17 protein-coding genes are annotated in these 23036 nt (G+C 61.8%); 13 read left to right on the forward strand and 4 right to left on the reverse strand.

Features of this window, described 5'->3' with window-relative positions; genetic code table 11:
- Nucleotides 1-60: 60 nt before the first annotated feature.
- From ACRQDJ_RS05825 to ACRQDJ_RS05845, 5 genes are all read left to right on the forward strand, one after another.
- Entirely contained in the window at nt 61-2889 is a 2829-nt protein-coding gene (locus ACRQDJ_RS05825) for a lysylphosphatidylglycerol synthase transmembrane domain-containing protein (protein WP_301575263.1), read from the forward strand.
- Nucleotides 2889-4484: a DUF2079 domain-containing protein gene (locus tag ACRQDJ_RS05830; protein ID WP_435717877.1), complete on the forward strand. Its 1596-nt coding sequence runs from the start codon at nt 2889-2891 to the stop codon at nt 4482-4484. Before ACRQDJ_RS05825 ends, ACRQDJ_RS05830 begins: the two co-directional genes overlap by 1 nt.
- Complete coding sequence (locus ACRQDJ_RS05835; RefSeq protein WP_435717878.1) at nt 4465-6159, forward strand: DUF2079 domain-containing protein; 1695 nt, start codon at nt 4465-4467, stop codon at nt 6157-6159. Before ACRQDJ_RS05830 ends, ACRQDJ_RS05835 begins: the two co-directional genes overlap by 20 nt.
- Before the next feature lie 64 nt (nt 6160-6223).
- Nucleotides 6224-6634: a fluoride efflux transporter FluC gene (locus ACRQDJ_RS05840; RefSeq protein ID WP_284904619.1), complete on the forward strand. Its 411-nt coding sequence runs from the start codon at nt 6224-6226 to the stop codon at nt 6632-6634.
- Nucleotides 6631-6990, forward strand: coding sequence for a fluoride efflux transporter FluC (locus ACRQDJ_RS05845; RefSeq protein WP_284904606.1), 360 nt, complete (start codon nt 6631-6633; stop codon nt 6988-6990). Before ACRQDJ_RS05840 ends, ACRQDJ_RS05845 begins: the two co-directional genes overlap by 4 nt.
- A gap of 43 nt (nt 6991-7033) precedes the next feature.
- Here the strand turns inward: ACRQDJ_RS05845 and ACRQDJ_RS05850 are convergent, their stop codons facing one another.
- Together ACRQDJ_RS05850 and ACRQDJ_RS05855 are read right to left on the reverse strand one after the other, a co-directional pair.
- Nucleotides 7034-9418, reverse strand: coding sequence for an ABC transporter permease family protein (locus ACRQDJ_RS05850; protein ID WP_435706443.1), 2385 nt, complete (start codon nt 9416-9418; stop codon nt 7034-7036).
- Nucleotides 9415-10086: an ATP-binding cassette domain-containing protein gene (locus ACRQDJ_RS05855; RefSeq protein WP_284904608.1), complete on the reverse strand. Its 672-nt coding sequence runs from the start codon at nt 10084-10086 to the stop codon at nt 9415-9417. Before ACRQDJ_RS05855 ends, ACRQDJ_RS05850 begins: the two co-directional genes overlap by 4 nt.
- 222 nt (nt 10087-10308) lie before the next feature.
- Here ACRQDJ_RS05855 and ACRQDJ_RS05860 point away from each other — a divergent pair, with 222 nt between their 5' ends.
- The 3 genes from ACRQDJ_RS05860 to ACRQDJ_RS05870 all read left to right on the forward strand — a co-directional run bounded on the left by ACRQDJ_RS05860 (nt 10309) and on the right by ACRQDJ_RS05870 (nt 14502).
- Nucleotides 10309-11505 (forward strand): glutathione S-transferase family protein, encoded by a 1197-nt coding sequence (locus ACRQDJ_RS05860; protein ID WP_284904609.1) that lies wholly within the window; start codon nt 10309-10311, stop codon nt 11503-11505.
- A complete protein-coding gene (gene pgm / locus ACRQDJ_RS05865; RefSeq protein WP_284904610.1) occupies nt 11502-13172 on the forward strand; it encodes a phosphoglucomutase (alpha-D-glucose-1,6-bisphosphate-dependent) in 1671 nt (556 codons plus the stop codon). The genes ACRQDJ_RS05860 and pgm overlap by 4 nt, the downstream gene beginning before the upstream one ends.
- Before the next feature lie 337 nt (nt 13173-13509).
- Nucleotides 13510-14502: an Abi family protein gene (locus tag ACRQDJ_RS05870; RefSeq protein WP_284904611.1), complete on the forward strand. Its 993-nt coding sequence runs from the start codon at nt 13510-13512 to the stop codon at nt 14500-14502.
- Between the two features lie 50 nt (nt 14503-14552).
- Here ACRQDJ_RS05870 and ACRQDJ_RS05875 read toward each other — a convergent pair whose 3' ends face one another.
- A complete protein-coding gene (locus ACRQDJ_RS05875) occupies nt 14553-15200 on the reverse strand; it encodes a DUF4232 domain-containing protein (RefSeq protein WP_284904612.1) in 648 nt (215 codons plus the stop codon).
- 199 nt (nt 15201-15399) lie between these two features.
- Here ACRQDJ_RS05875 and gnd point away from each other — a divergent pair, with 199 nt between their 5' ends.
- The 5 genes from gnd to ACRQDJ_RS05900 all read left to right on the forward strand — a co-directional run bounded on the left by gnd (nt 15400) and on the right by ACRQDJ_RS05900 (nt 21454).
- The gene (gnd, locus tag ACRQDJ_RS05880; RefSeq protein WP_435717879.1) at nt 15400-16857 is read left to right on the forward strand and encodes an NADP-dependent phosphogluconate dehydrogenase; all 1458 of its coding nucleotides are present in this window, start codon (nt 15400-15402) and stop codon (nt 16855-16857) included.
- 567 nt (nt 16858-17424) lie between these two features.
- Entirely contained in the window at nt 17425-18477 is a 1053-nt protein-coding gene (locus ACRQDJ_RS05885) for a siderophore ABC transporter substrate-binding protein (protein ID WP_284896028.1), read from the forward strand.
- Nucleotides 18478-18540: 63 nt separating this feature from the next.
- The gene (locus ACRQDJ_RS05890; RefSeq protein WP_026429002.1) at nt 18541-19542 is read left to right on the forward strand and encodes an ABC transporter permease; all 1002 of its coding nucleotides are present in this window, start codon (nt 18541-18543) and stop codon (nt 19540-19542) included.
- On the forward strand, nt 19539-20594 hold the full coding sequence (locus ACRQDJ_RS05895) for an iron chelate uptake ABC transporter family permease subunit (protein WP_087070057.1): 1056 nt from the start codon (nt 19539-19541) through the stop codon (nt 20592-20594). The genes ACRQDJ_RS05890 and ACRQDJ_RS05895 overlap by 4 nt, the downstream gene beginning before the upstream one ends.
- A 107-nt stretch (nt 20595-20701) precedes the next feature.
- Entirely contained in the window at nt 20702-21454 is a 753-nt protein-coding gene (locus ACRQDJ_RS05900) for an iron ABC transporter ATP-binding protein (protein ID WP_435717883.1), read from the forward strand.
- A gap of 201 nt (nt 21455-21655) precedes the next feature.
- Here ACRQDJ_RS05900 and ACRQDJ_RS05905 read toward each other — a convergent pair whose 3' ends face one another.
- Complete coding sequence (locus ACRQDJ_RS05905) at nt 21656-23008, reverse strand: MFS transporter (RefSeq protein ID WP_087071139.1); 1353 nt, start codon at nt 23006-23008, stop codon at nt 21656-21658.
- Between the last annotated feature and the right edge of the window lie 28 nt (nt 23009-23036).

The following is a 23036-nucleotide window of genomic DNA, read 5'->3' on the forward strand; positions in this document are numbered from 1 at the left end:
GGGCCGAATAACCACGCCGGGTCACAGGAGAAACTAATACCTATCAACTAGACTGGGCTGGTGCGCCACAACGAGGAAACGAGCCCGGTCCAGCCGGCGGAGGTAGAAGCCGCCCCGGCTGCGGTAAGCGCGCCAGAAGCACAGGCTTCCGTTTCCACCGCTTCACCGGCGCCTGCGGAAACTTCCCTTGAGGAGCACACCGAACCCGCGGAGCCTGCCGAACCCGCCGTGCACCGCGTCCTCCTCGTGGACGAAATCGCGCGCTGGACCCGCCGCCCCGCCAACCTGCTGCGCGGCATCCTCTTCACCCTGGCCATCGCCGGGATGCTCCTCATCTCCCGCTTCGGCTACACCACCACCGTGGCCGTCACGCACGACGTCGCCAACGCCGCCCCGGATACCCTCCGCACCATTTTCTCCATGCCCATTAACGTGCTGGAGGGCCTCGTCTCGCTCTTCCTCCCCCTCCTGCTTTTCTTCGATATCATCCGCTACCGGCGCTGGCGCACCCTCGTGACCGCGCTGGTGGCTATGGCCGGCGCACTCGCTATCTGTTACGGCTCCCTGTGGCTTTTCGAGCGTTTTATGCCGACCTCCCAAATCACCATCGACCTCTCGGATACCATCCAAGAACAAGCCGCCGTGGGCATGCTCCCCTACGTTTCGATTATCGCCACCATCCTAGTGGTGGCCGCTTCCGAACGCCAGGGCCGGCTGGTGCGCACCGGCTGGTGGGCGCTGGGAATCGTGCTGGTGCTTTCCGTGCTCCAGGGCGCCCAAACGCTGACCGGCGCGCTCACCACCGTGTTCGTGGGGATGGCCTGCGGATATTTCGCGCTCTACGCTTTTGGGGATTCGCCCGACCGCGCCACCGGCGCCGCCGTCGTCACTCTCATTCGCCGCGCCGGCCTGGATGCGCGCAGCATTATCCGCGTGGATGCGGGCGACGACGCCGATATGCACGCGTGGTCCGTTCCCGTAACCGGCCCGCTCGGATATGTGGATACCGCGATTCTCAAAGAACTGCGCGAGGCGCTCACCGGGCATAGCGGATTGGGCGGCGATACCGGCCACAGCGCGCAAACCAACGCCGCTTTCGCCGCCGATGCGAGCGCGGAAACCGAGGGCGTGCTCCCCGCGAGCGCGGCGGGCGCCTACCAGCTGGGCGAACCGGAAGACGATATTAACGTGCGCGCCCTCATCACCCGGGCCCGCCACGAGGTCCGCCCGCTTATCGGGGACGTCAATTCCCGCCACTACGTGGTTACTTTGGCCGACGGCGCCCATTACGTTGCCGCCCTCATTGACTCGGATCGCGCGGTCCTCGGGCGCCTGGCCAGTGCTTGGCAGCGAGCCACCCTCACCCAGGTCACCCAGCGGACCGGGGATAACGTGGAGGAAACTGCCGAACGCACCCTCCTCATGGAAGCCCTCGCGGTGAACGCCGGGGTGGCCCCGCGGCGCGATGCACATTACGCGGCGGCCGGCGCGTCCGCCGTCGTCGCTTTTGCTGATATCGAGGCCGTTCCCCTCACGGATCTGGAGCCGGAAGACATCTCCGACGCGGCGCTGGACTCCATGTGGTCCACGCTCGAACGCGCGCACGCACGCGGGCTCACCCACCACGATATTCGCGCCGGGGTGGTCGCGGTGCGCGGGGACGAAGCCCTCATCACCCATTGGCGCAACGGCAGTTTTTCTTCTAATGAGCTTTCCCGGCATATTGATTTGGCGCAGCTGTACCTGCTCCAGGCGGTGGCGGTGGGCCCCGAGCGCGCCGTTGCTTCCGCGTTGCGCTGCATTTCCCGCGACCGGCTCTCCTCGGTGGCCCCGACGATCCAGCGCACCATTATGCCGGCGCAAACCCTGGCCGAACTTGAGGATAAAAAGGGCGTGCAGCGCATGCGCGAGGTGCTCCTGGAGGTCCTCCCGCAGGATATTGGCACCGCCACCCAGACCATCCAGCTGCGTAAATTCTCCGCGAAGACGATTATTACCATCGTCATCGGGGTGCTTGCCATCTTTATTCTGCTCGGTTCGATTAATTTCACCGAGCTGCAAGAAACGATTCGCAACGCCAACCCGTGGTGGATGCTCGCCGCGTTTATCGCCAGTTTCGCAACGTACGTGGGCGCGGCGCTGTGCCTGAAGGCCTACACGGCCGAACGCCTGCCGCTGTGGGAAACCAGCGAGGTGCAGATCGCCGCTTCGGTGCTGGGCTTGGTTATGCCGGCCGGTATCGGGCCGCTCGCCCTCAATTTGCGTTACCTGCAACGCAACCAGGTGGCCACCCCGGTGGCGGTTGCCACCGTGTCCTTGGTGCAGATCGCGCAATTTATTACCACGGTGCTGCTGCTGTTGGCCCTCGGGCTGCTCACCGGCGACTTCGGGAATCTTTCCATCCCGAGCACCTCCGTGATGCTCATCGTGGCGGCGGTGGCGGCCCTGGGTGCGGCCGTCTACTTCATTCGCCCGCTGCGCCGCAAGGTCATTGAGCTGGTGCGCCCCACCATCGAGCAGGTGTGGCCGCGCGTGGTGTGGCTGGCTACCCACCCGTCCCGGATTCTCGCCGGTTTCGGCGGTTCCCTCCTCATGACGGTGAGTTTCGTGGCGGCTTTCGGTTTCTCCCTGGCGGCCTTCGGGGAGACCCTGCCGGTGGTCACTCTGGCGATCACCTACCTGGTTTCCAATTCGGTGGGCTCCCTGGTGCCCTCCCCCGGCGGTATCGGCCCGGTGGAAGCGGCCCTCACCGGCGGGCTCACCATCGCTGGCCTGCCGTATTCGGTGGCCTTCTCCACCGCAATCCTGTACCGCCTGCTCACCTTCTGGGCGCGGGTTCCCATCGGCTGGTTCGCGCTGCGTCACCTCCAGAAGAAGGACATTATCTAATGCGCGGCGGGCCGGCGCGGGAGCTGGACGCGCGCGGGGCGCGGGCACATTCCCGAACGGCAACGGTGCGCGCGTGGGCGCCGCGCGCGGTACTCGCGTGGGCGCGCAAGCACTGTGATACGACGGCGCTGCTCTTGGCCGCGGGTGCTTTCGCCGTGTACATGTTCTTCTCCTGGTATACCTGGGTGAACTTCTCCTCCCCGTCGTGGGATCAGGGCATTTTCACCCAGCTGGCCGACCAGTACGCCCGCTGGCAATTCCCGCCCATCGTGGATATTAAAGGCCCGGGCTTCAACCTGTGGGGCGATCATTTCCATCCCATTTTGCTGCTGACCGGGCCGCTGTTCTGGCTCTGGCCTTCCGGGCTGAGCCTCCTCACCCTCCAAGCGGTACTCTTCGGGATCTCGGTGTATCCCATCGCACGTTTCGCCCGGGCGCGGGTGGGGGCCGTGCCGGGCGCCCTCATCGGGGTGGCTTACGCGGCCAGCTGGGGGCTCACGTCCGCGCTCGTGGTGCAATTCCACGAAATCGCCTTCGCGGTGCCCTTGCTCGCTTTCGGGCTGACCGCCTGGCTGGAGAGCCGCTACCGGCGCGCCGCCGTGCTCATCTCCCTGCTGGTTTTCGTCAAGGAGGATCTCGGCCTCACGGTGGTCTGCTTCGGGGTGCTGGTGGCGCTGCTCAGCTGGCGCGGGGCGCGCGAGCTGGCCGGCATTGGCGCCTTCCTGGCTGCCTGGGGCACCGCCTGGTTTCTGGCCGCCACCCAGGTTATTCTCCCGGCTTTCAATAATTCCGGGCAGTGGGACTACGCCGGGCGGGTCCGCGAAGGCCTCGACCTGGCGAGCATGCTCCTCGAGCCTAACCGCTGGGGCACCCTCTGCTATATCGTGGCCGCCCTGGGAATCGTGGGGCTGCGCAGCCCGTGGGCGGCGCTGCTGCTCCCCACTCTCGCCTGGCGTTTCGTGGGGGACAACCCCTACTACTGGACTATTTTGTGGCACTATTCGGCGGTGCTCGCGCCGATGATCGCCGTCGCGCTGACCGATGGGCTCGCGCGGGCGGGTGCGCGCGGCGTCGTCGTACCACCACCGGAGGCGCAAGAATCTGAAGCTCCCGCGGCCGCAACCACGCAACGCGATGCCCTGGGTGTGCTGGCTCGCCGCCCCCGCCTGGCCGCAGCTGCCCTCGCCCTTGCGCTCGCCTCCAGTGTGCTCGGCACCGCCTCCAACGGCTTCGGCTCGTGGCTCACGGGGCGTTCCAATACCCAGCAATACGTGTATTTTTCCGATTACGGCGCCACCCAGACCGCCGAGCAACACGACGGTGCCCGCGCGGCGGTGGCGGCGGCCGGCACCGGGCGGCATATCCTCGCCGACGTGGTCATGATGGCCTACGTGGTGCCGGGCAATACCGTGTACTGGGAGCACAGCTACGGCGGCGCGTATATTGACACGGTGGTGTTCTCCAACCGGCTCAACCACGGGGACGGCGCCCAGGTGGTGGCGTGGATTACCGCGAAAGTGGGCGGGCGGTGGCATATTGTCACCGAGGACGCCGGCTATGTGGTGGTGGCTCGCGATGGCACGGACGGAAGGTGAGGAACGCATGATGATGGCTCGCCGCACAGCGGTACCGCGCCGCATGAAGCTGGTTCGCACCGCGACCTCGGCTTCACGCCGCACGAGGCTGGCTCGCACCGCGACCTGGTACCGCCCGCTGCGCACCGACCCGGTTCCCTACCTGGTGGCACTCCTCAGTTTCATTATTTTTACCGCTTTTTCGCTGCACCAATGGGCTTCTATGCAGACGTCCTCCTGGGACCTGGGCATTTTCACGCAGCTCGCCCAGCGTTACGCGCATCTCGAAGCGCCCATCGTGGATATTAAAGGCCCCGGCTTCAACCTGTGGGGCGATCATTTTCATCCCATCCTGGTGGTGCTCGGCCCGATTTTCGCGCTGTGGCCCAGCGGCGCCACTCTGCTTATTGTGCAAAACGCGCTCTTCGCGATCTCCGCGATTCCGCTCACCCGCCTGGCGCGGGCACGCTGCGGGGCCGGGGCAGGGACCGCTTTCGGCCTGCTCTACGCGGTGTCCTGGGGGCTATCGGCCGCGGTGGCCGCGCAATTCCACGAGATCGCCTTCGCGGTACCCCTCCTCGCCTACGGGCTGACGGCCTGGGTGGAGGGCCGCTACCGGCGCGCCGCGCTCCCGCTCGGAACGCTCGTTTTCGTCAAAGAAGACCTCGGCCTCACGCTCATCGCTTTCGGTGCGGCCGCGCTACTGGCGGAGTTTTTCGCGCAGAGGCGGACGGTTTGCGGCGCGGCGGTGCAGAACGACGACGGCGCCGCCGCGGCGGCGCAAACTCGGAGCGCGCGAGCTCAGGCACTCTGGGCGAGTCCCGCGGGGCGCTGGGCGGTGGGCCTGGCGATATGGGGCGCGGTGTGGTTTGTACTTTCTATCTGGGTGCTGCTGCCGGCTTTCAATCCGGACGGTGCCTGGGATTACACGGATCGCCTCACGGGCGATGCCGGGCTTTTCACCGGCGCGGCTACGAAGCTGATGACCCTGGCGGTGCTGCTGGGCAGCGCCGGAGTGGTGGGCTTGGTCAGCCCGTGGATTCTGCTTATGCTCCCGACCCTCGCCTGGCGTTTCACGGGAAACGTGGAATTCTACTGGGGCCTGGACTGGCATTATTCCGCCGTGCTCATGCCGATTGCCACCATTGCGCTGCTCGATGGGCTGGGGCGGCTGGAGCGTTCTATAAGGATTCGGGCGCGGCGTGAGCATGCCGAGCGCGCGACGCATGGCGAGTGCTCCCCGCGCGGCGAATGCGCCACGCGCAGCGGGCACGTCAAGCGCGGCTTGATTGCGCTCGCCCTGGCGGCCAGCTTGATTGCCACGGTGATCGGTACCCGCACCAACGCGGTGGGCTGGTGGTTCCAAGGGCGTTATGACGGAGCGAGCGCGGAGGAGCGCGCCGGCGCGCGGGAAGCCCTGGCCGCGGTACCGGATGGCTCCCACGTGGTTACCGATATTCATATGCTTGCCTACCTGGTGCCGAATAATACGGTGTACTGGGAGGGAACCCGTGGGAATGCCGGGGCGAACGCGGTGGTCTTCGCACCCCAATCGAAGGCCAACCACGGGGATGCGCAGCAGATTCTCGACTGGGCCAGCGCATCCTTCGGGGGCACCTGGCATATTGCTAGCGACAAGGGCGGCTACGTGACCGTGCTACCCGGCGAAGCCCCCGCGCGCGAGGAAGGAAAATAACACGGCTACATCTGGGTCTACTTCTACGGATAAAACGCGCCCACTCTATCGGGACGCGACCGGGCTGCTCCTCGTTTTCCTCGGCGGCGGGGCCGGCACGGTAGCCCGCGCGCTCGTCCCGAGCGTGGCGGCGCCGATTATCGTCAATCTCGCGGGGGCGTTCCTCCTCGGCCTCATCACCAGCTGCTTCATCACGGGTGTGCATCGGTACGGGGCCCGACTGCGGCTGCTGCTCGGCACCGGTTTCTGCGGAGGCTTCACCACCTATTCGAGTTTCGTGGCGCTCAGCGCCCACCTGGCCACCGGCGAGGTCCTCAGCGGTGCACCTAGCGAGCTAGCGCGCCTGGCCGGGCTGGCTGCGGGAGGCACTCTTTTCGGTGGTTTCCTGCTGGCTTTCGCCGGGATGGCCTGCGGGCGCGCGCTAGGCCGGCGCTTCCTCGCGGCGCGCCGGCGCGCGGGCGGTGATGCAGCGTGACGCTCCTGCTTCTTGGTCTAGCGGGCGGGCTGGGTGCCCTGTGTCGCGGGATTCTCGATTCTTTCCTCACCGCGCGTTTGAAGCCGACGTGGCCTGCCGGGATTTTTACGGTGAATGTGATCGGCTGTTTCCTCTTCGGGCTCGTGACCGGCGGCGGGGCCCTTTCCGCCTGGATCGGTTCGTACAGTCTCTACGTCACCACCGGTTTTTTGGGTGGTTTCACTACTTTTTCGACGGCGATGACCGACGCCCTCGGCCTCTTCGAAAAGCACCGCTACTGGGCCTGCATCAGCCTCCTGCTCGGGAATTTCCTCCTCGGCATCGCAGCCTTCTTCGCCGGCCTGGCGCTCGGGTAGAGCCAGGTAGAGCGAGTTCTCATGAAGCGATACGCTAGGGAGCTCACCGGCGGTTCACATTTTCTACGAAAGGTCGGATTCCCAATCGCAGCGCCGGAAGTACGGCAAGCAACCCCACGAGCGTGAGCGCCCACAGCCATCCATAGTCATGCGTCACCGGAGAATACGTGAAGGGCAGGCGGTCCATTGCGGCCAACCGGCCAAAAACAACCCCGGAGCCAAGGCTGAGCACGTAGCTGGTGATCAACGGAGCCACCAAACGCCAACGAGCGCGATTCCCTCCGCCTCCCAGCTCAATGAGCCGGCGTTCCGTCGTTTGTTCAGAGACCACGGCCGTCACGGTTGCTAGCAGAACGATCGGTGCTACCAACAGGGCCAGCAGCTGGCGCACTACCGCTTGTGCCTTCAATTGCCGTATTCCTGGTTCATCTGGATCAACGAGAAACGCGAAGGGCGCTTCCAATAAAACCGTGGAGCGGATACCGTCGCGGACTTCATCAGAAAGGCTTCCGAAGCCAAAAATAATAACCGTGTACGAATATGGTTCCCCCACGCCTAACTGCGTGAGTAGCGGAGAATCGGGTGGGAGAATCAAACCGCTGAGCACGTTGTTTTCCAGGCGCTCATCCGCGATGAGCCCATCAGCCGTAAAAGTCCCGGTTACCTGCCCGTCAGAGAGCGCGATTCCGAGTAGCGTCGTCGCCCCACTTTCGGAAACGAAAGAAGCCGGAGCATGGTTAACGTACCCACGGTCAAGAAGCCCACCAGAAGCGACCATGACCAAGTCCAGTGCCACGGTAGGGCAATCACCAAGATCAGATGCGCTTTTAATGCACGGAGCTCCCGCCGAATCTACGATTCTATACATCCGGTCGTGTGTTGCTACGTCACCGAAAATAGCGGTGCGCTCCGAGATTTCTGGGTAGCGCTGCATCAGATTATCAACCGCGTTCTTATTAGCACCCGTGATGGAGAGATAACTTGTTTCGCCGCTCACCTGACGGCTAGTCCAGTTACTTAGCACCGCCACACTACTCGCGTAGAGGGAAGCGTAATAGGAAAGGACAAAAACCACAGCCATACCCAATAACGCCATTTTCTGCATCCGCTGTGCCAGACGCGCGGTGACAGGGTAACGCCGGCTTCCAGGCTGAAGTGCGTGGGCGAGACTCGGAATGCTCAAAGCACCCGCAATCATCGCCGCGTAGTGCCCGTAAGGGAAGATATACAGTTGCCGTGCTGCGACGAAAGCTACGGTGAGCACCGTGCCGATAATCCCAATCCCCAATAACAGCCGCCGTGAAAATATCTCACCGTGCAGTTTGCTGCGGTGCCGGTGTGCCTCGAAGAAAACCGTCGCACCAGCGGCAAGCACACCACCGATAAGCATGAGAAGAAGCACCGCTACCGCTGTTGAGTTAATGGCTCCCCATTCCGGTTCTTCCCAGCGCTGTTCGACATACTCTCCGAGGACCCCAGCAAAGCTCACGTGTACAGCGGCAGCACTAACCCACCCGAGAATTCCTCCGGCCAGGGCGGTCACGGTGGCGGATGCACACGTTGTTGCGGAAGCCTTCCACCGGGTATCCCCGAGAGAAAGGAGGATCCGGTAGATCTCACGCCGTCGCGACCGGCCCGATCCGTAGAGAGCCACAATCACCACGCTGAGCATCACCAAGCCAATAAACCATGCCAGTTGTGGCGGGATAGTCTGATTGCTGAGTGTGTATGCGCCCATTCGTGCCGACGTTACCGCGGCCGTCGTCGCCTGACCGCCACCGCGGGTAAGCTCAACTTCAATCGGCGCCAACGATTCATTGGTAAGCCACACATCGGCTTGACCGAGTACATCCGAGCTATCTGTCAATGCAACGGCACTTAGCTCCCGAATGGAGGCGGGGTTTTCGGTCACGCCGCTCACCCGGAATTCCGCAGCGGTTCCGGTCTTATCCCCTTCTGCGGCCTGAGTATCGATGAGTTGAAGAACATCACCCACGCTCAGGTGCAGTTGCCGGGCAGCTTCCACGCTGATGGAGATGTCCCCCGGCCGCGCCGGATAACTTCCCTGGCGCAATACTCCGATGTTTGCCGGGCCGCTGGTCATAGTCACATCAGCAACCGTGGCGCTTTGGGTTTGTGCAGAGAGAAGATTCGCCCGGGTTCGGGAAAGGGCCACCGCGCGCCCGCTGCTCCCAAGCTTTTCCATATAGCTTTGCACTGCGGCATTTCCCGTCACTTGCTGGAAATACGAGCCAAACGAAGCCGTAGCACCGCGTTCCACCGCACGCCCATGTGCGGATACGCAGGCGGCCACCGTGGCCGCTAGCGCTACGGCAATAAGCGCCAGGACTGCGGTTCGCAAGGTAGCGAAAGAACGCTGCCCCGCCATCTTTAGGATAAGGAGGACGCGCTGTTTACCCATGGTCATGACTCCAGAATCAGCTGATGCTCACTGATGCGAACAATGGCATCGGCATGAGCAGCGAACTGGCTATCGTGAGTCCCCGCAATAACAATAAGGCCCTCTTCGTGAGCAAGGTCAGCGAGTAAAAGAGCTATATGTTCAGTGTTGTCACGGTCGAGCGCCCCGGTGGGTTCATCCGCAAGGAGGATTCGTGCCGAGCCCATTAATGCTCGTGCGATAGCGACTCGTTGCTGTTCACCACCGGAGAGTAAATCAACGTTCCTATACGCGTGCTCTATTAGCCCCACGCGGTCTAAAAGCTCAAGGGCACGTTTTTTATCTTCTTCTTTACCTGAGCGGCCCGTGGTGATCTCAGCCGCTAGAAGAAGGTTGTCGAGGGGTGATAAAAACGGAATGAGAAGATAGTCCTGGAAAATCCGGCACATGACTGATGCCCGCAATTCACGCGGTGGAATGCTGGCAAGGTCTTTGCCTGCGATGACTATTTTTCCCGCGTCAGGTTCTAACTCGCGGGCAAGAATGCGGAAGAGCGTGGTTTTACCGGAACCGGAAGGGCCCATGAGTGCGTAAAAACGGCCCGATGAAAAGCTCGCCGTGGCGCCCGAAAAAATAATGCGTTGTTCCTGCTGGGCTTTATATGCGAAATCAAGCCCGATCACGTCTACCGCCATTGCCGCAAGCCTCCTCCGTATCGCCTTTGATTCGCGAGTCCCACACCGTATCCATAGTGACTTACATTACTTATATTCTAACCTACATGTTTCACCCGACTTACTGCGCAGGGAGACCTGGCCCTCACCCACCCAATCTGATATATTCTTCAACGATCAGGGGTCATCAGAGACCGATGTCCCGATCAACACCCAATACTCACCGACGCGCAGGGAGGCGAAATGACCATCGGAGCAACATTTACTCGCCGCGGCGAAGGCTACAGCCGCGACGCTCGCTATATCACCACGCGCGTGAGCCGCGACAGCGCCGGTTTCCCCGTGGAGCCGGGGCGTTATCGCCTCATCGCGGCGCGCGCCTGCCCGTGGGCGAATCGCACGCTGATTGTGCGCCGCTTGCTCGGGCTGGAAAATGCTATATCGCTGGGCATACCCGGGCCCACCCACGATGAGCGGTCCTGGATTTTTGACCGCGATGAGGGCGGGGTGGATCCGGTGCTCGGGATCCATTTCCTACGCGATGCCTACCTGGCCCGCGACCCGAATTTCTCCTTGGGAATTACGGTTCCAGCCCTGGTGGATCTTGCTAGCGGCGCCGTCGCCACAAATGATTTTGCGCAGATGACGCTCGATTTTTCTACCGAGTGGCGCGATTTTCACCGCGAAGGCGCCCCGGATCTCTATCCCGCGGAACTGCGCGAGCCCATGGACGCGCTCATGCGCTATATCTACACCGAGATTAATAATGGCGTCTACCGTTGTGGTTTCGCCGGCAGCCAGGAGTCCTATAACCGCGCCTATCTGCGCCTTTTCACCGCACTGCGCAATATTTCCGAGCTGCTGGCGGGGCGCCGCTACCTCATGGGCGATCACATTACCGAAGCGGATGTGCGCCTCTTTACCACCCTGGTGCGTTTCGATGCCGTCTACCACGGGCATTTTAAATGCAATGAAAAGAAACTGACCGAGATGCCGGTACTCTGGTCCTACGCACGCGATCTTTTCCAGACCCCCGGTTTCGGGGACACCGTGGATTTTGAGCACATCACTTCGCATTATTACCAAGTCCACCTGGATGTGAACCCCAACCAGATCGTGCCGCTGGGCCCGGATACCTCCGGATGGCTCAGCCCGCACGGCCGCGAAGCCCTGGGTGGTGCGCCTTTCGGCGGGCCGGCCACCCGCGGGGAACGCTCCACCGCGCCCGGGCCGGTCGCCCCCGGCGAGGAAGTTCCACTGGCCGCGCACGCCGGGCACTGGGGGAATTTCCACGAAGAACTCGCGCGCACCACAGAAGCCGCGGACAGCCGCGCGCAGGGAACCGAACACAGCCGCACGCACGGCAGCAACGGCGATGTTATCCACCCGCGGAACAAGTCCCGCGATTGGAGCGCAATTCGTGGGATACTCAATGTATGAACGAACGCGCAGGAACCCCGGCCCGCCCCGAAGATCTCATCAATGTTGATGAGTTGGTGGCGGCATATTACGATATCGAACCCGATCCGACCAACCCCCTCCAGCAGGTGGTTTTCGGAACTTCCGGCCATCGTGGCTCAGCTTTCGATGGCGCCTTTAATGAAGCCCATATCGCGGCAACCACGCAGGCGATCGTGGACTACCGCAATAAGCAAGGCTATGACGGCCCCATTTTCGTGGGCCGTGATACCCATGGGCTGTCCCTCCCGGCGGAAAAAACCGCTATCGAGGTGCTGGTAGCCAACGGCGCTGATGTGCGGGTGGATGCTCGCGGCTCGTGGACTCCCACCCCGGCGGTCTCGCTGGCCATCCTGGAGGCGAACGGCGCCCCGCACGCGCTGCGCCTGGACGGCCCGGGCCTGGCCGACGGCATTGTTATTACGCCGTCCCACAACCCGCCGCGCGATGGCGGCTTCAAGTACAACCCGCCCAATGGCGGCCCGGCGGATACCGATGCCACGAAGTGGATCGCGGCGCGGGCCAATGAGCTCATCGCCGCGGGATGGAAAAACATCGCCCGCGTGCCCTATGAGGATGCGGCCACGAAGGTGGGCACCTATGATTTCCGCGATGCGTATGTCACCGCGCTGGATACCATCATCGATTTCGAGGCGATCCGCGAGGCAAGCGTGCGCATTGGCGCGGACCCGATGGGCGGCGCCTCGGCCGAATACTGGCAGGAAATCGCGGACCGCTACGGTATTGACCTGACCGTGGTCAATCCCGAAGTGGACCCGGCCTGGCCTTTCATGACTCTGGATTGGGACGGCAAGATCCGCATGGATTGCTCCTCGCCCTACGCGATGGCGGGCCTGCTCCATCGCATGGAACCGGATGCGAGCGGCCGCGCCCCCTACGATCTGGCCACCGGGAACGACGCCGATTCCGACCGGCACGGCATCGTCACCCCGGATGCCGGCCTCATGAACCCCAACCACTACCTCGCGGTGGCCATTGAATACCTCTTCACGCACCGCCCGCAGTGGTCCGAGCGGGTGAACGTCGGGAAAACCCTGGTGTCCTCCTCGCTTATCGACCGGGTGGTGGCCGGCATTGGTCGCACTCTCGTTGAGGTCCCGGTGGGCTTCAAGTGGTTCGTGTCCGGCCTGGTGAGCGGCGAGATCGGCTTCGGCGGGGAAGAATCCGCCGGCGCTTCTTTCCTCCGCAAGGACGGTTCGGTGTGGACCACGGATAAGGACGGCCTTGTGCTTGATCTGCTCGCGGCGGAAATCACCGCGGTAACCGGCAAGTCCCCCTCCCAGCTCCACGACGAGCAGGTGGAACGCTACGGCTCCTCGGCTTACGCCCGGATCGACGCCCCCGCCACGAAGGAAGAAAAGGCCAAGCTCGGCAAGCTTTCCCCGGCGGATGTCACGGCCACGGAACTGGCCGGCGAGCCGATCACCGCGAAGCTGGTGGAGGCTCCCGGGAACCACGCGGCGATTGGCGGCCTCAAGGTCACCACGGAGAATGCGTGGTTCGCGGCCCGGCCTTCCGGCACGGAGGATGTCTACAAGATTTACGCCGAATCCTTCCGCGGCCCGGAGCACCTGGCCCAAGTCCAGGAGGAGGCGCGCGCCGTGGTCGCGGCCGCGTTGGGTAACTAAGAACGTCACTACATAGGAACGACGACGACGACGCGGGGCGGGTGGCTGTGCCCCCCCCCCCCCCGTTCCCTTGCCAACAGCCCAATAATGGCAGGTAGCTTCTTCCCCGTGCGGCGACCAACAATTGCCAAAGCGCCTTCCAGAAATCTGGGCGCCCGTTACAGCGGTGACCTACCCGGGCGACGAGACACGTGACTACACCGTGCGCACGCGGGTGCCGGACGATGCTGACGGCAACCCTGTTCTGAAAAGTGATATGCGTTTCTTGATTGAGCATGCCGATTGAGAATCCAGGGATCTTTCACTCAGCGTTATTACTTGTTACACTTACGGCAACATGACCGGTTCCGCTGCCCGCTTCGGCGGGAGTCCAGGGCCGGTCCTTTTTCTCCATCGGGAGGCGAGGGTGCGCCAGATTGAAGTGAAGCCTTTTCTACCCTACGCCCAGCAGGTCGATCTACTTATAAACCGCGGTATGGTGATCGCCGACCGACAACAGGCAGAGCGGCAGCTTGCCACACTAAACTACTATCGGCTTTCCGGTTACTGGCACTCCATGCGGCAGATAGACCCCGAAACACGCAAGAGCCTCAACACCTTCCGGCCAGGGTCTTCGTTCGAACTCGCCGCGGAACTTTATCGATTCGACGAGAGACTTCGGCAGGTAGTTTTCGCGGATTTGAGCAGCATCGAACTTGCGATGCGTGCGCTCATCGGTTATCGCTTAGGAGCGATAGACCCGCTCATCCACCTTGATTCGAGAAAACTCGGTGCACCGGCTCGCCAGCGAACAGGTAAAACAGCTTCGACCCACCACGAAATATGGTTGGCGAAATACGAAAACGCCGTAAAAAATTCACAAGAAGAATTCGTGAAGCACCACAGGGAGCGATACGGCGGCCAGCTTCCCATCTGGGTCGCTGTTGAAATAATGGATTGGGGAACGCTCTCCCATCTCTACCGTATGTCCCCTTCACGCGCCCGGAATGAGGTGGCGACAACTTGTCACTTACGTGCCCCACAGCTTGAGTCCTGGCTCAAGTGTCTCAATATTCTCCGCAATTATGCGGCCCACCACGCGCGAGTTTTCAACAAGACATTCGATATCAAGCCAAAACTTCCAAAAGATCTTTACCCCCGATTCGCGCAATCCACTAATCGTGTTTTCGGTCAACTCACGCTCATCCGTCACCTTCAACGAGTGCTTAATATTTCTCACAACGACGCAATTCTCGACGTTCTCGAGAGCTTTCCGCATAACACCTTGGTTCCGTTTACGCGACTAGGAGCACCTGAGAACTGGCGGAATGACCCCTTATGGCGTAGATAAGTGGAGACGCGGGGGGGGTGGCTGTGCCACCCGCCCCGGTTGATTCCCCGCTAGCGGACTTCGCTCAGCAGGTCGATATCATCATCCTGACAGCCCGTGAGATTGACGGGAATGTCAATATCCTCCCCGCCATCCTCGATATCCACCTCAAGATGGGTGGCAGGCTTGGTGGGAGTACACCCGGGCACACTCCCGGCATCGGCCACCGCCACAGTCCAGCTCACGCTGGAACCCGGAGCGATGCTGCCAGCCTGGGAGCTCAGTTCCAGATTCTCGGACACGCCATCCCCGGCGGCGTCTTTCAGCTCGATGTCCACATCCGGATGCAGGGTGCAGGCCGCCTGCGAAGAATTCGTGAGGGTGAGAATATAGGTGCCGGCCACGCTATTGCTCGCATCGCCAGCCGCACCCACGCCCGCACCCCCGGGCTCGAACGTGGCGGCCAGATTCGCCGCGCCGCAAGCGCCCGCGGCCGGGGCCGCCGCCCCACCAGCAGCCGCGGCAGAGGTGGCGGGAGCGGCAGTGGCGGCGTCGTCGTTCTTCCCACTCTCAGCACCGGAGCCCGGCGCCGTGGCGGTGGCCCGGGGCGTGGAACCGGTATCCCCGGTGGTGGCAGCGTCATTCGAGCAGGCGCTCAAGGTCAGCGCGGTGGCGGTAGCGGTGGCGGCAAAGAGGGCCGTGAATCGTGTTATTTTCATACCGCCAGCCTAACAAGCACCCGCGAAACCGGCCGTATTTCAAGGAAAAATGACAAGATTCTCATCTGACTGTCATTTTTCGCGCTCTCACCACAAAAACGAACGGAACGCCCATCCACGATCTGCGCGCGGGACTCTAGAATAGATCCGTTAGAAACCTCAATCAGGCGTTCTGAGAAGTCGTAGAAGAAGGAGCCGCATGTCTATTCCCACCCCGCCCGTTGGCGTTGCAGATATCGGAGTGACCGGGATGGCGGTGATGGGCTCGAACCTGGCCCGCAACCTCGCCAGCCGCGGCTACAAAGTTGCTATCCACAATCGCACCGCCGCGAAAACCGAGCGGGTGATGGCCGAGCACGGCAGCGAAGGGGAGTTCTACCCGAGTGAATCCATGGCGGATTTTGTGGCCTCGCTGGCCCGCCCGCGGGTGGCCATTATTATGGTCAAGGCAGGCAAGCCCACCGATGCGGTGATTGAGGAACTCGCCGATCTCATGGAGCCGGGCGATATTATCGTGGATTGCGGGAATTCACTCTTCACCGATACCATGCGCCGCGAAGCAGAGATTTCCGCGCGCGGGCTGCATTTTGTGGGTACCGGGGTCTCCGGCGGTGAAGAGGGCGCGCTCAAGGGCCCCTCGATTATGCCCGGCGGCACCCGCGAATCCTATGATCGCCTGGGCCCCATGTTTGAGGCGATTGCCGCGCGCAAGAACGGCGAACCGTGCTGCACCTACGTGGGCCCCAACGGCGCCGGCCATTTCGTGAAAATGGTGCATAACGGCATCGAATATGCGGATATGCAGCTCATCGCGGAAGCTTATGATCTTATGCGCACCGCCCTGGGAATGAGTGCCGCGGAGATTGGCGATGTTTTCGAGCGCTGGAATTCCACCGAACTGGATTCCTACCTCATTGAGATCACCGCCGAGGTGCTACGCCAGCGCGATGCCACCACCGGCGCCGCGCTCGTGGATGTGATTGCGGACGCCGCCGCCCAGAAGGGCACCGGGGCCTGGACCGTGCAAAACGCCGCTGCTTTCGGGGTGCCCGCCACCGGGATCGCCGAAGCAACCTTCGCGCGCAGCCTGTCCGGGGACGCCGCCGAACGCGCCGCCGGCCGCGCCCTGCCCGGGCACACCACCGAGGTCACGGTGGAGGATCGCGAGCGCTTCATCGAGGATATTCGCCTGGCCCTCTACGCCTCCAAGATGGTGGCCTACTCCCAAGGTTTCGAGCTCATCCGCAAGGGTTCCCTGGAGAATTCCTGGGGCATTGACCTGGGCGCGATGGCGCGGATTTGGCGCGCGGGCTGCATTATCCGCGCGGCTTTCCTGGACCGCATCACCGAGGCCTACACCCGCCAGCCCGATCTCCCGCTCCTCCTGGCCGACCCCTATTTCAGCTCCGAGATTTCCGGGGCGGTTGAGGCCTGGCGCCGGATTGTGGTATTCGCCGCGCAGCGCGGGGTGCCGATCCCGGCCTTCGCGTCCTCGCTGGCCTACTACGACGGCGTGCGCGCCGAACGCCTCCCGGCCAATCTCATTCAGGCCCAGCGCGATTATTTCGGGGCGCATACCTATCGCCGCCTCGATACCGAGGGCGTGTTCCACACCGTGTGGCAGGATCCGGCTCGCCCGGAAGAGCGCTGGGACTAGGCCAGCTGGGCTAAGTAGCTGCGTTTAAGAACGCCAGGGCCGGGCGTGCTGGGGCCAATCAACGTTTGTTGAGTTATCCACAGATGTGACATATCCCGGGGCGCCGTTCCCGCCGCACTAACCTTCGGTAGCGTAACCTTGAAGAGTAGTACCGCGGGCGCGGGCCTCCCGAATTCTCAACGGGGTGCATAACTATCCCTCGCCAGTGGCTATACACCACAGCGACTGCACCTCGGTGGCAAGATCCGTTCCACATCTTGCTGCCGAGGTGCTTCTACCCCGCCTCGGTCCGCGGGAACGTTACGTAGCACGACGACGACGCCGCGCTACCGCGCGGCCTGCCGGCCCGAGGTCCTAGCGGGCCAGCACCGCGACCACCCCGAAACCCTGTTCCGTGACAGTGTCTCCAAAAGATGCCATATTAGTTAAGGTCTATACACAGCGCGGAACTGGCATAATGCCGCATTATGCACATAGCCTTGAATTATGGTGTCCCGTATAAGTACACTCATGGATGGGTTAGGACTTCCTTCCCTAACAATTTTTTACTCTACGCAAAGGTAAACGATGAAGAAGACAGTTCGCGGCTTTTTCGCGCTTGTGGCTGCCGGCACCCTCGCTCTGGGCGCTTGCTCCAATGACTCGGCCAAGGATACCTCCTCCCCTTCGGCCGCCGCTTCAGAACCCGCCGCTGAGGCCACCTCGGAAGCCCCCAGCAGCGTTTCGATTACGGATTCGCACGGCACCCACGAAGTTCCGGTCAATCCGGAGCGCGTGGTTTCCCTGGATAACCGCACTTTCGAAACCCTGCATGAATGGGGCGTCAAGCTCCTCGCGGCCCCCAAGGATGTGATGCCGAAGGACGATCCGTACGTCAAGGATGACTCGGTCGTGAATATCGGCAACCACCGCGAACCGAATTTCGAGGCGATTACCGCGGCCAACCCGGATCTGGTTATTGTGGGCCAGCGCTTCGCCCAGCATTATGACAAGATCAAGGCTGCCGCTCCGAACGCCGCGATTATCGATATGAATATCGTGCTACCCAAGGAAGAACAGGATGCGGACGCCAATAAGTCCGGCGAACTGCTCATGGACGGCATGAAGAAGGACGTTGAGGATCTGGGCAAGATCTTCGGCAAGGAAAAGGAAGCCGCCAAGCTCAACGCGGACTTGGATGCCGCGATTGCCGCCGCGCGCGATGCCTACCCGGCCGGCCAGAAGGTGCTGTCCATCAACACCAACGGTGGCAAGATGGGTTACCTCGCCCCGGGCGTGGGCCGTACCCTCGGGCCGCTCTACCCGCTCCTCAACCTCACCCCGGCCTTCGATCTGGGTGAAGGAACCTCGAACCACAAGGGTGACGAAGTTTCCGACGAAGCTCTGGCGCAGGCCAACCCCGAGTGGATCCTCATTATGGACCGCGATGCCGGCGTGGGCGAAGGCAACGAAGCTCACGGTGCTGATCTGGTAACCAACTCCCCCGCCATGGCCAATGTGCCGGCGGTGCAGAAGAAGCAGATCCTGACCATGCCCGCGGATACCTACGTCAATGAAGGTCCGCAAACCTACATCGAATTCCTCAACGACCTGGCTAAGGCCTTCAAGGCCGCCAAGTAGCTCAGGCTAGAGGCTAACCAACCTGCGGGGGGCGGGAACCCGCCCCCCGCAGCATGTACGCCCATGACAACACCACCGCAGAGTTCTCTTTCCTCACGCAGACCTACCGCGAGCAGGCTGCTGCGCGCCCTGCCCCTGACCCTCGGCATTATTATTCTGGCCGGCCTGGTCTACCTATCCATGACCACCGGCACCTACAATATCGCCGAGCACGAAGGTGGCGAATTCATGTACTTCGCCACCCGCATCCCCCGCACCGCCTCCCTGGTGCTGGCCGGCGCCGCCATGGCCATGTGCGGGCTGGTTATGCAGCTGCTGACCCAAAATAAATTCGTGGAACCCACCACCACGGGCACCACCGAATGGGCCGGCCTCGGGCTGCTCGTCGTAATGTTCCTGGTCCCGCATACCTCGCTTATCGAGCAGATGCTGGCCGCCATCCTTTTCGCTTTTATCGGCACCATTATTTTCTTCCTGGTGCTGCGCCGGGTCACGCTGCGCTCCTCGGTGATTGTGCCGATTGTGGGGATTATGCTCGGCGCGGTTGTCAGCGCCATTTCCACGTTCTTCGCCCTCAAAACTGACACCCTGCAAACCCTAGGGGTGTGGTTCCAGGGCAGTTTCGCTAATGTGGTGGCCGGGCGCTACGAACCGCTGTGGATCGTTCTTATCGCCACGGTGCTTATTTTCATCCTGGCCGACCGCCTCACGGTGGCGGGCCTGGGTGAGGATGTGGCCACCGGCCTGGGCGTGAATTACAACCTCATCGTGCTGCTCGGCACCGGGGTGATCGCCCTGACCACCGGCGTGGTCACCGTGGTGATCGGCCGCATTCCCTTCCTCGGGCTCATCGTCCCCAATATTATTTCGCTGCTGCGCGGGGATGATCTGCGCTCCAACCTCCCCTGGGTGTGCGTTTTCGGGGCCGGGATCCTCACGGTCTGCGACCTGGTATCCCGCACCCTCATCGCTCCCTTTGAAATCCCGGTGTCACTGATCCTCGGCACCCTGGGAGCGGCCGTGTTCATCTTCCTTATTCTGCGGCAGCGCCGGAGGCTCTCATGAGCGTCGTCGTACCACAATCTCCCGAAAAATCTTGTGCCACGGGCGCAGCTCCCCGCCACGCGGGTGCCTTCGCGACCCCGCGGGCGCGGCGGCGCTACTGGCTGCTGCTCATCGGCATCGCGCTACTCGGCGTGGCTTTCACCGCGCTCTATTTTGTGTGGAATATTCCGGTGGCGGTGGGAAGCGAGGGCTTCTGGATTATTACCCGGATGCGAGCCGAGGCGGTGTTTTCGATTCTGCTGGTGGCCTTTTGCCAGTCGCTAGCCACCCTCGCGTTCCAGACGGTGACCACCAACCGGATTCTTACGCCGTCGATTATGGGTTTCGAGTCGCTGTATTCGGTGATTCACACCTCCACGATTTTCTTCTTCGGGGTGGCCGGATTCGTGGCTTTCACCGGGGTGCGGGCCTTCCTCATCCAGGTGGCGATTATGGTGGCGTGTGCGCTGGCGCTGTACGGCTGGCTGCTGCGCGGTAAGCTCGGCAGCCTGCATATTATGCTGCTTATCGGCATTATTATCGGCACTGGCTTGGGCTCACTGTCCGCGTTTATGCAGCGTATGCTCACGCCCTCCGAATTTGATGTGCTGTCCGCGCGCATGTTCGGCACCATCGCGAATGCGCGTTCGGATGTGTTCGTGGCGGCGCTGCCGCTAGCGCTCGGGGCGGGCCTGGCGCTCCTCCTCATTTCGCGTTCCCTCAACGCGATTGCGCTGGGGCGCGATGTGGCGGTGTCGCTGGGCGTCAATCACCTGCGGATGCTGCTCATTTCGCTCACACTTATCGCGGTGCTGGTCTCGGTGTCCACGGCGCTGGTGGGGCCGATGACGTTCTTCGGTTTCCTCGTGGCAACCCTCACCTACCAGGCGGCGGATACCTACGATCACCGTTTCCTCTTCCCCATGGCCGCCGTGATTGGTTACGCGGTGCTCATGGGTGGCTTCTTCGTGATGAAAAATATTTTCTCGGCGGAAGGCGTGGTCTCCATCATTATTGAGCTGGTGGGCGGCCTGACGTTCCTCGTCGTCGTATTGAGAAAGGGGCGGTTGTAATGCGCCACCGCAAGAAAACAGCAGGCACGCATCTTGAGGTTCCCGCGCCGGTGCCGCCGGTGGTCTCCCCGCATCTGCGTGCGGCCGATCTGAGCTGCGCCGATCCGATGATCCGTATGGAGGGCACCCGCCGCGATTACAGTTCGGAGGTGCGGATCGGCCCGGTCACCTTGGATATTCCGCACGGCGGGGTGACGGCCCTGGTGGGTCCGAATGGTGCGGGCAAGTCCACGCTACTCACGATGATTGGGCGGCTTATGCGTATGGACGCGGGCGCGATTGCGGTGGCGGGTCTTGATGTGACGACGACGAAATCCGCCGATCTTGCCAAGATTCTCGCGATTCTGCGCCAGGAAAATCACTTCGTTACCCGCCTGACGGTGCGTCAGCTGGTCGGCTTCGGGCGTTTCCCGTATTCGAATGGGCGCCTGACCGCCGAGGATGAGAAGATCATTTCCCGCTATATTGATTTCCTTGGGCTGACCGAGCTGGAAGGGCGCTACCTGGATGAGCTCTCCGGTGGGCAGCGCCAGCGCGCCTACGTGGCGATGGTCCTCACCCAGGAAACCGATTGCGTGCTGCTGGACGAGCCGCTCAATAACTTGGATATTTCGCATTCGGTGCAGATGATGCGCCACCTGCGCCAGGCCGCGGACGAGCTTCACCGCACCATCGTGCTGGTTATCCACGATATTAATTTCGCGGCACGCTACTCGGATCGCATTATTGCCATGCGCGAAGGCGTGGTCATGGATGCCGGCACCCCGGCGGATATTATGACCCCGGAGCGCCTCTCCGCGATTTTCGACGCGGAGATCGACGTGAGCCCCGGCCCCTGCGGCCCGGTCGCGATTTATTAGCCTGAGGCGTGCGTGCTGGGCGCAATGAGAATTGCACGGCCCAGCACGGAGATTATTTTCATTCATGTAGGCCCTGCGTTGACCCTGATACAGAACCTCCCGAGGAGTGAACCTGGTTAATGACAAATTAGCCAGTTCATTCCTCGGGAGGACTTTGATGAAACACAAGGCTACACCATCACGGATGGCGACATAAGAAAACTAGACTTCTTCTAATTGCAAAGCCTTAGTTTCTTTCGCGAACATATAGATGCCCGCGCCGATGAAGAGCAATACCGCGAAGATGACGAAGGGCACCAGAACCACTTCCGGGGTCGGTTTACCTCCTCCGATCATCGCTCCCACCATGTAGGGACCGAATATCTTTGCCGTGGCACCTATCCCGTACCCCAGGCCGAGCCCGGTGGAGCGAGCCTCGTTGGGGAATTGCTCGGCACCGAAGGCGTTCAAGATACCGAAGGCGCCGTCACCAAAGGCCATGGCAATGAGGATGCCGATGAAGAAGATAATCCCGGCTGAGTATCCATCCATTTGGCTGGCAAAGGCCGCAATTAGGCAGCCGATACCGCCAAGGACGCCCCAGATCAGCATGGTTGTGCGCCGCCCGATGCGGTCAGAAATCCACGCTGAGCCCAAGCGTCCGAGCAGATCTGCCAGGGAAACACCCATGAACATGTAGACCACCGTGGAGATATCGAACTTGAAGGATTCGCCGAGGATGGCCTGTCCCCAGGACTGAATGGTGAAGGAACCTAAGATGAAACAGAAGGAGCCAAAGGTAACAATCGCCAACGCTTTGGGATACTTGGTGAAAATAACTCCGTATGATGCCGCTTGCTTTTGTTCATAAACAGGAAGCTCACCCACTTCTTCAACGGGAATCTGGAGTGCCCAGGCATAGGCCTTGCGTGCATCTTCCACCCGACCGCGCGACACCAGGTAGCGCGGCGACTCCGGGACGAAGAAGGCCCACGCCACGAGAACAACGGGTACACACCCCAGGGCAATGAGTCCTTTCCATCCCAAGGGTTCACCGAGGAACTTTGTTGCCAAGGACCCTAAGAAAATACCCAGAGGAATGAAAACCGAGGTCAGACCAGAGAGTAAGCCACGCTGTTTCGCGGGAACGAATTCCTGGACATAGGGGATAGAAGTGATGTTCAGACCCCCAACCCCGATGCACACACCAACGCGGTAGAGAGCCAGTAACAGCCATTGACCGGGCGTGATGGTCAGACACAGAGCCGTGAATACCACCAAAACCACGATGCAACTAATGAAAGCGGTTTTACGTCCGAAGCTGTCGGCGAGGCGGCCCCACATAATCGCTCCGACTACGGTACCCACGCCGGAAGCCGCTCCGATGATGCCGGCTTGCATTCCGGTGAGTTCCCAGCCTGGAGTTTTCATCAACAGGGCGATGACGAAGCCAATGAGGAACAAATCGAAGAACTCCGAAATGTTACCCACCACGGTCATGCCGATCAAACTGCGCTGGTTGCGGGTTAGCGGACGGGAGTCAACTTGCTGCATTGCAGTTACAGAACTACTCATCATTAATTCTCCTTTACACGTCGCCACT

The organism is Actinotignum urematis (assembly GCF_051264595.1).
In the GTDB taxonomy this organism is placed as follows: domain Bacteria; phylum Actinomycetota; class Actinomycetes; order Actinomycetales; family Actinomycetaceae; genus Actinotignum; species Actinotignum timonense_A.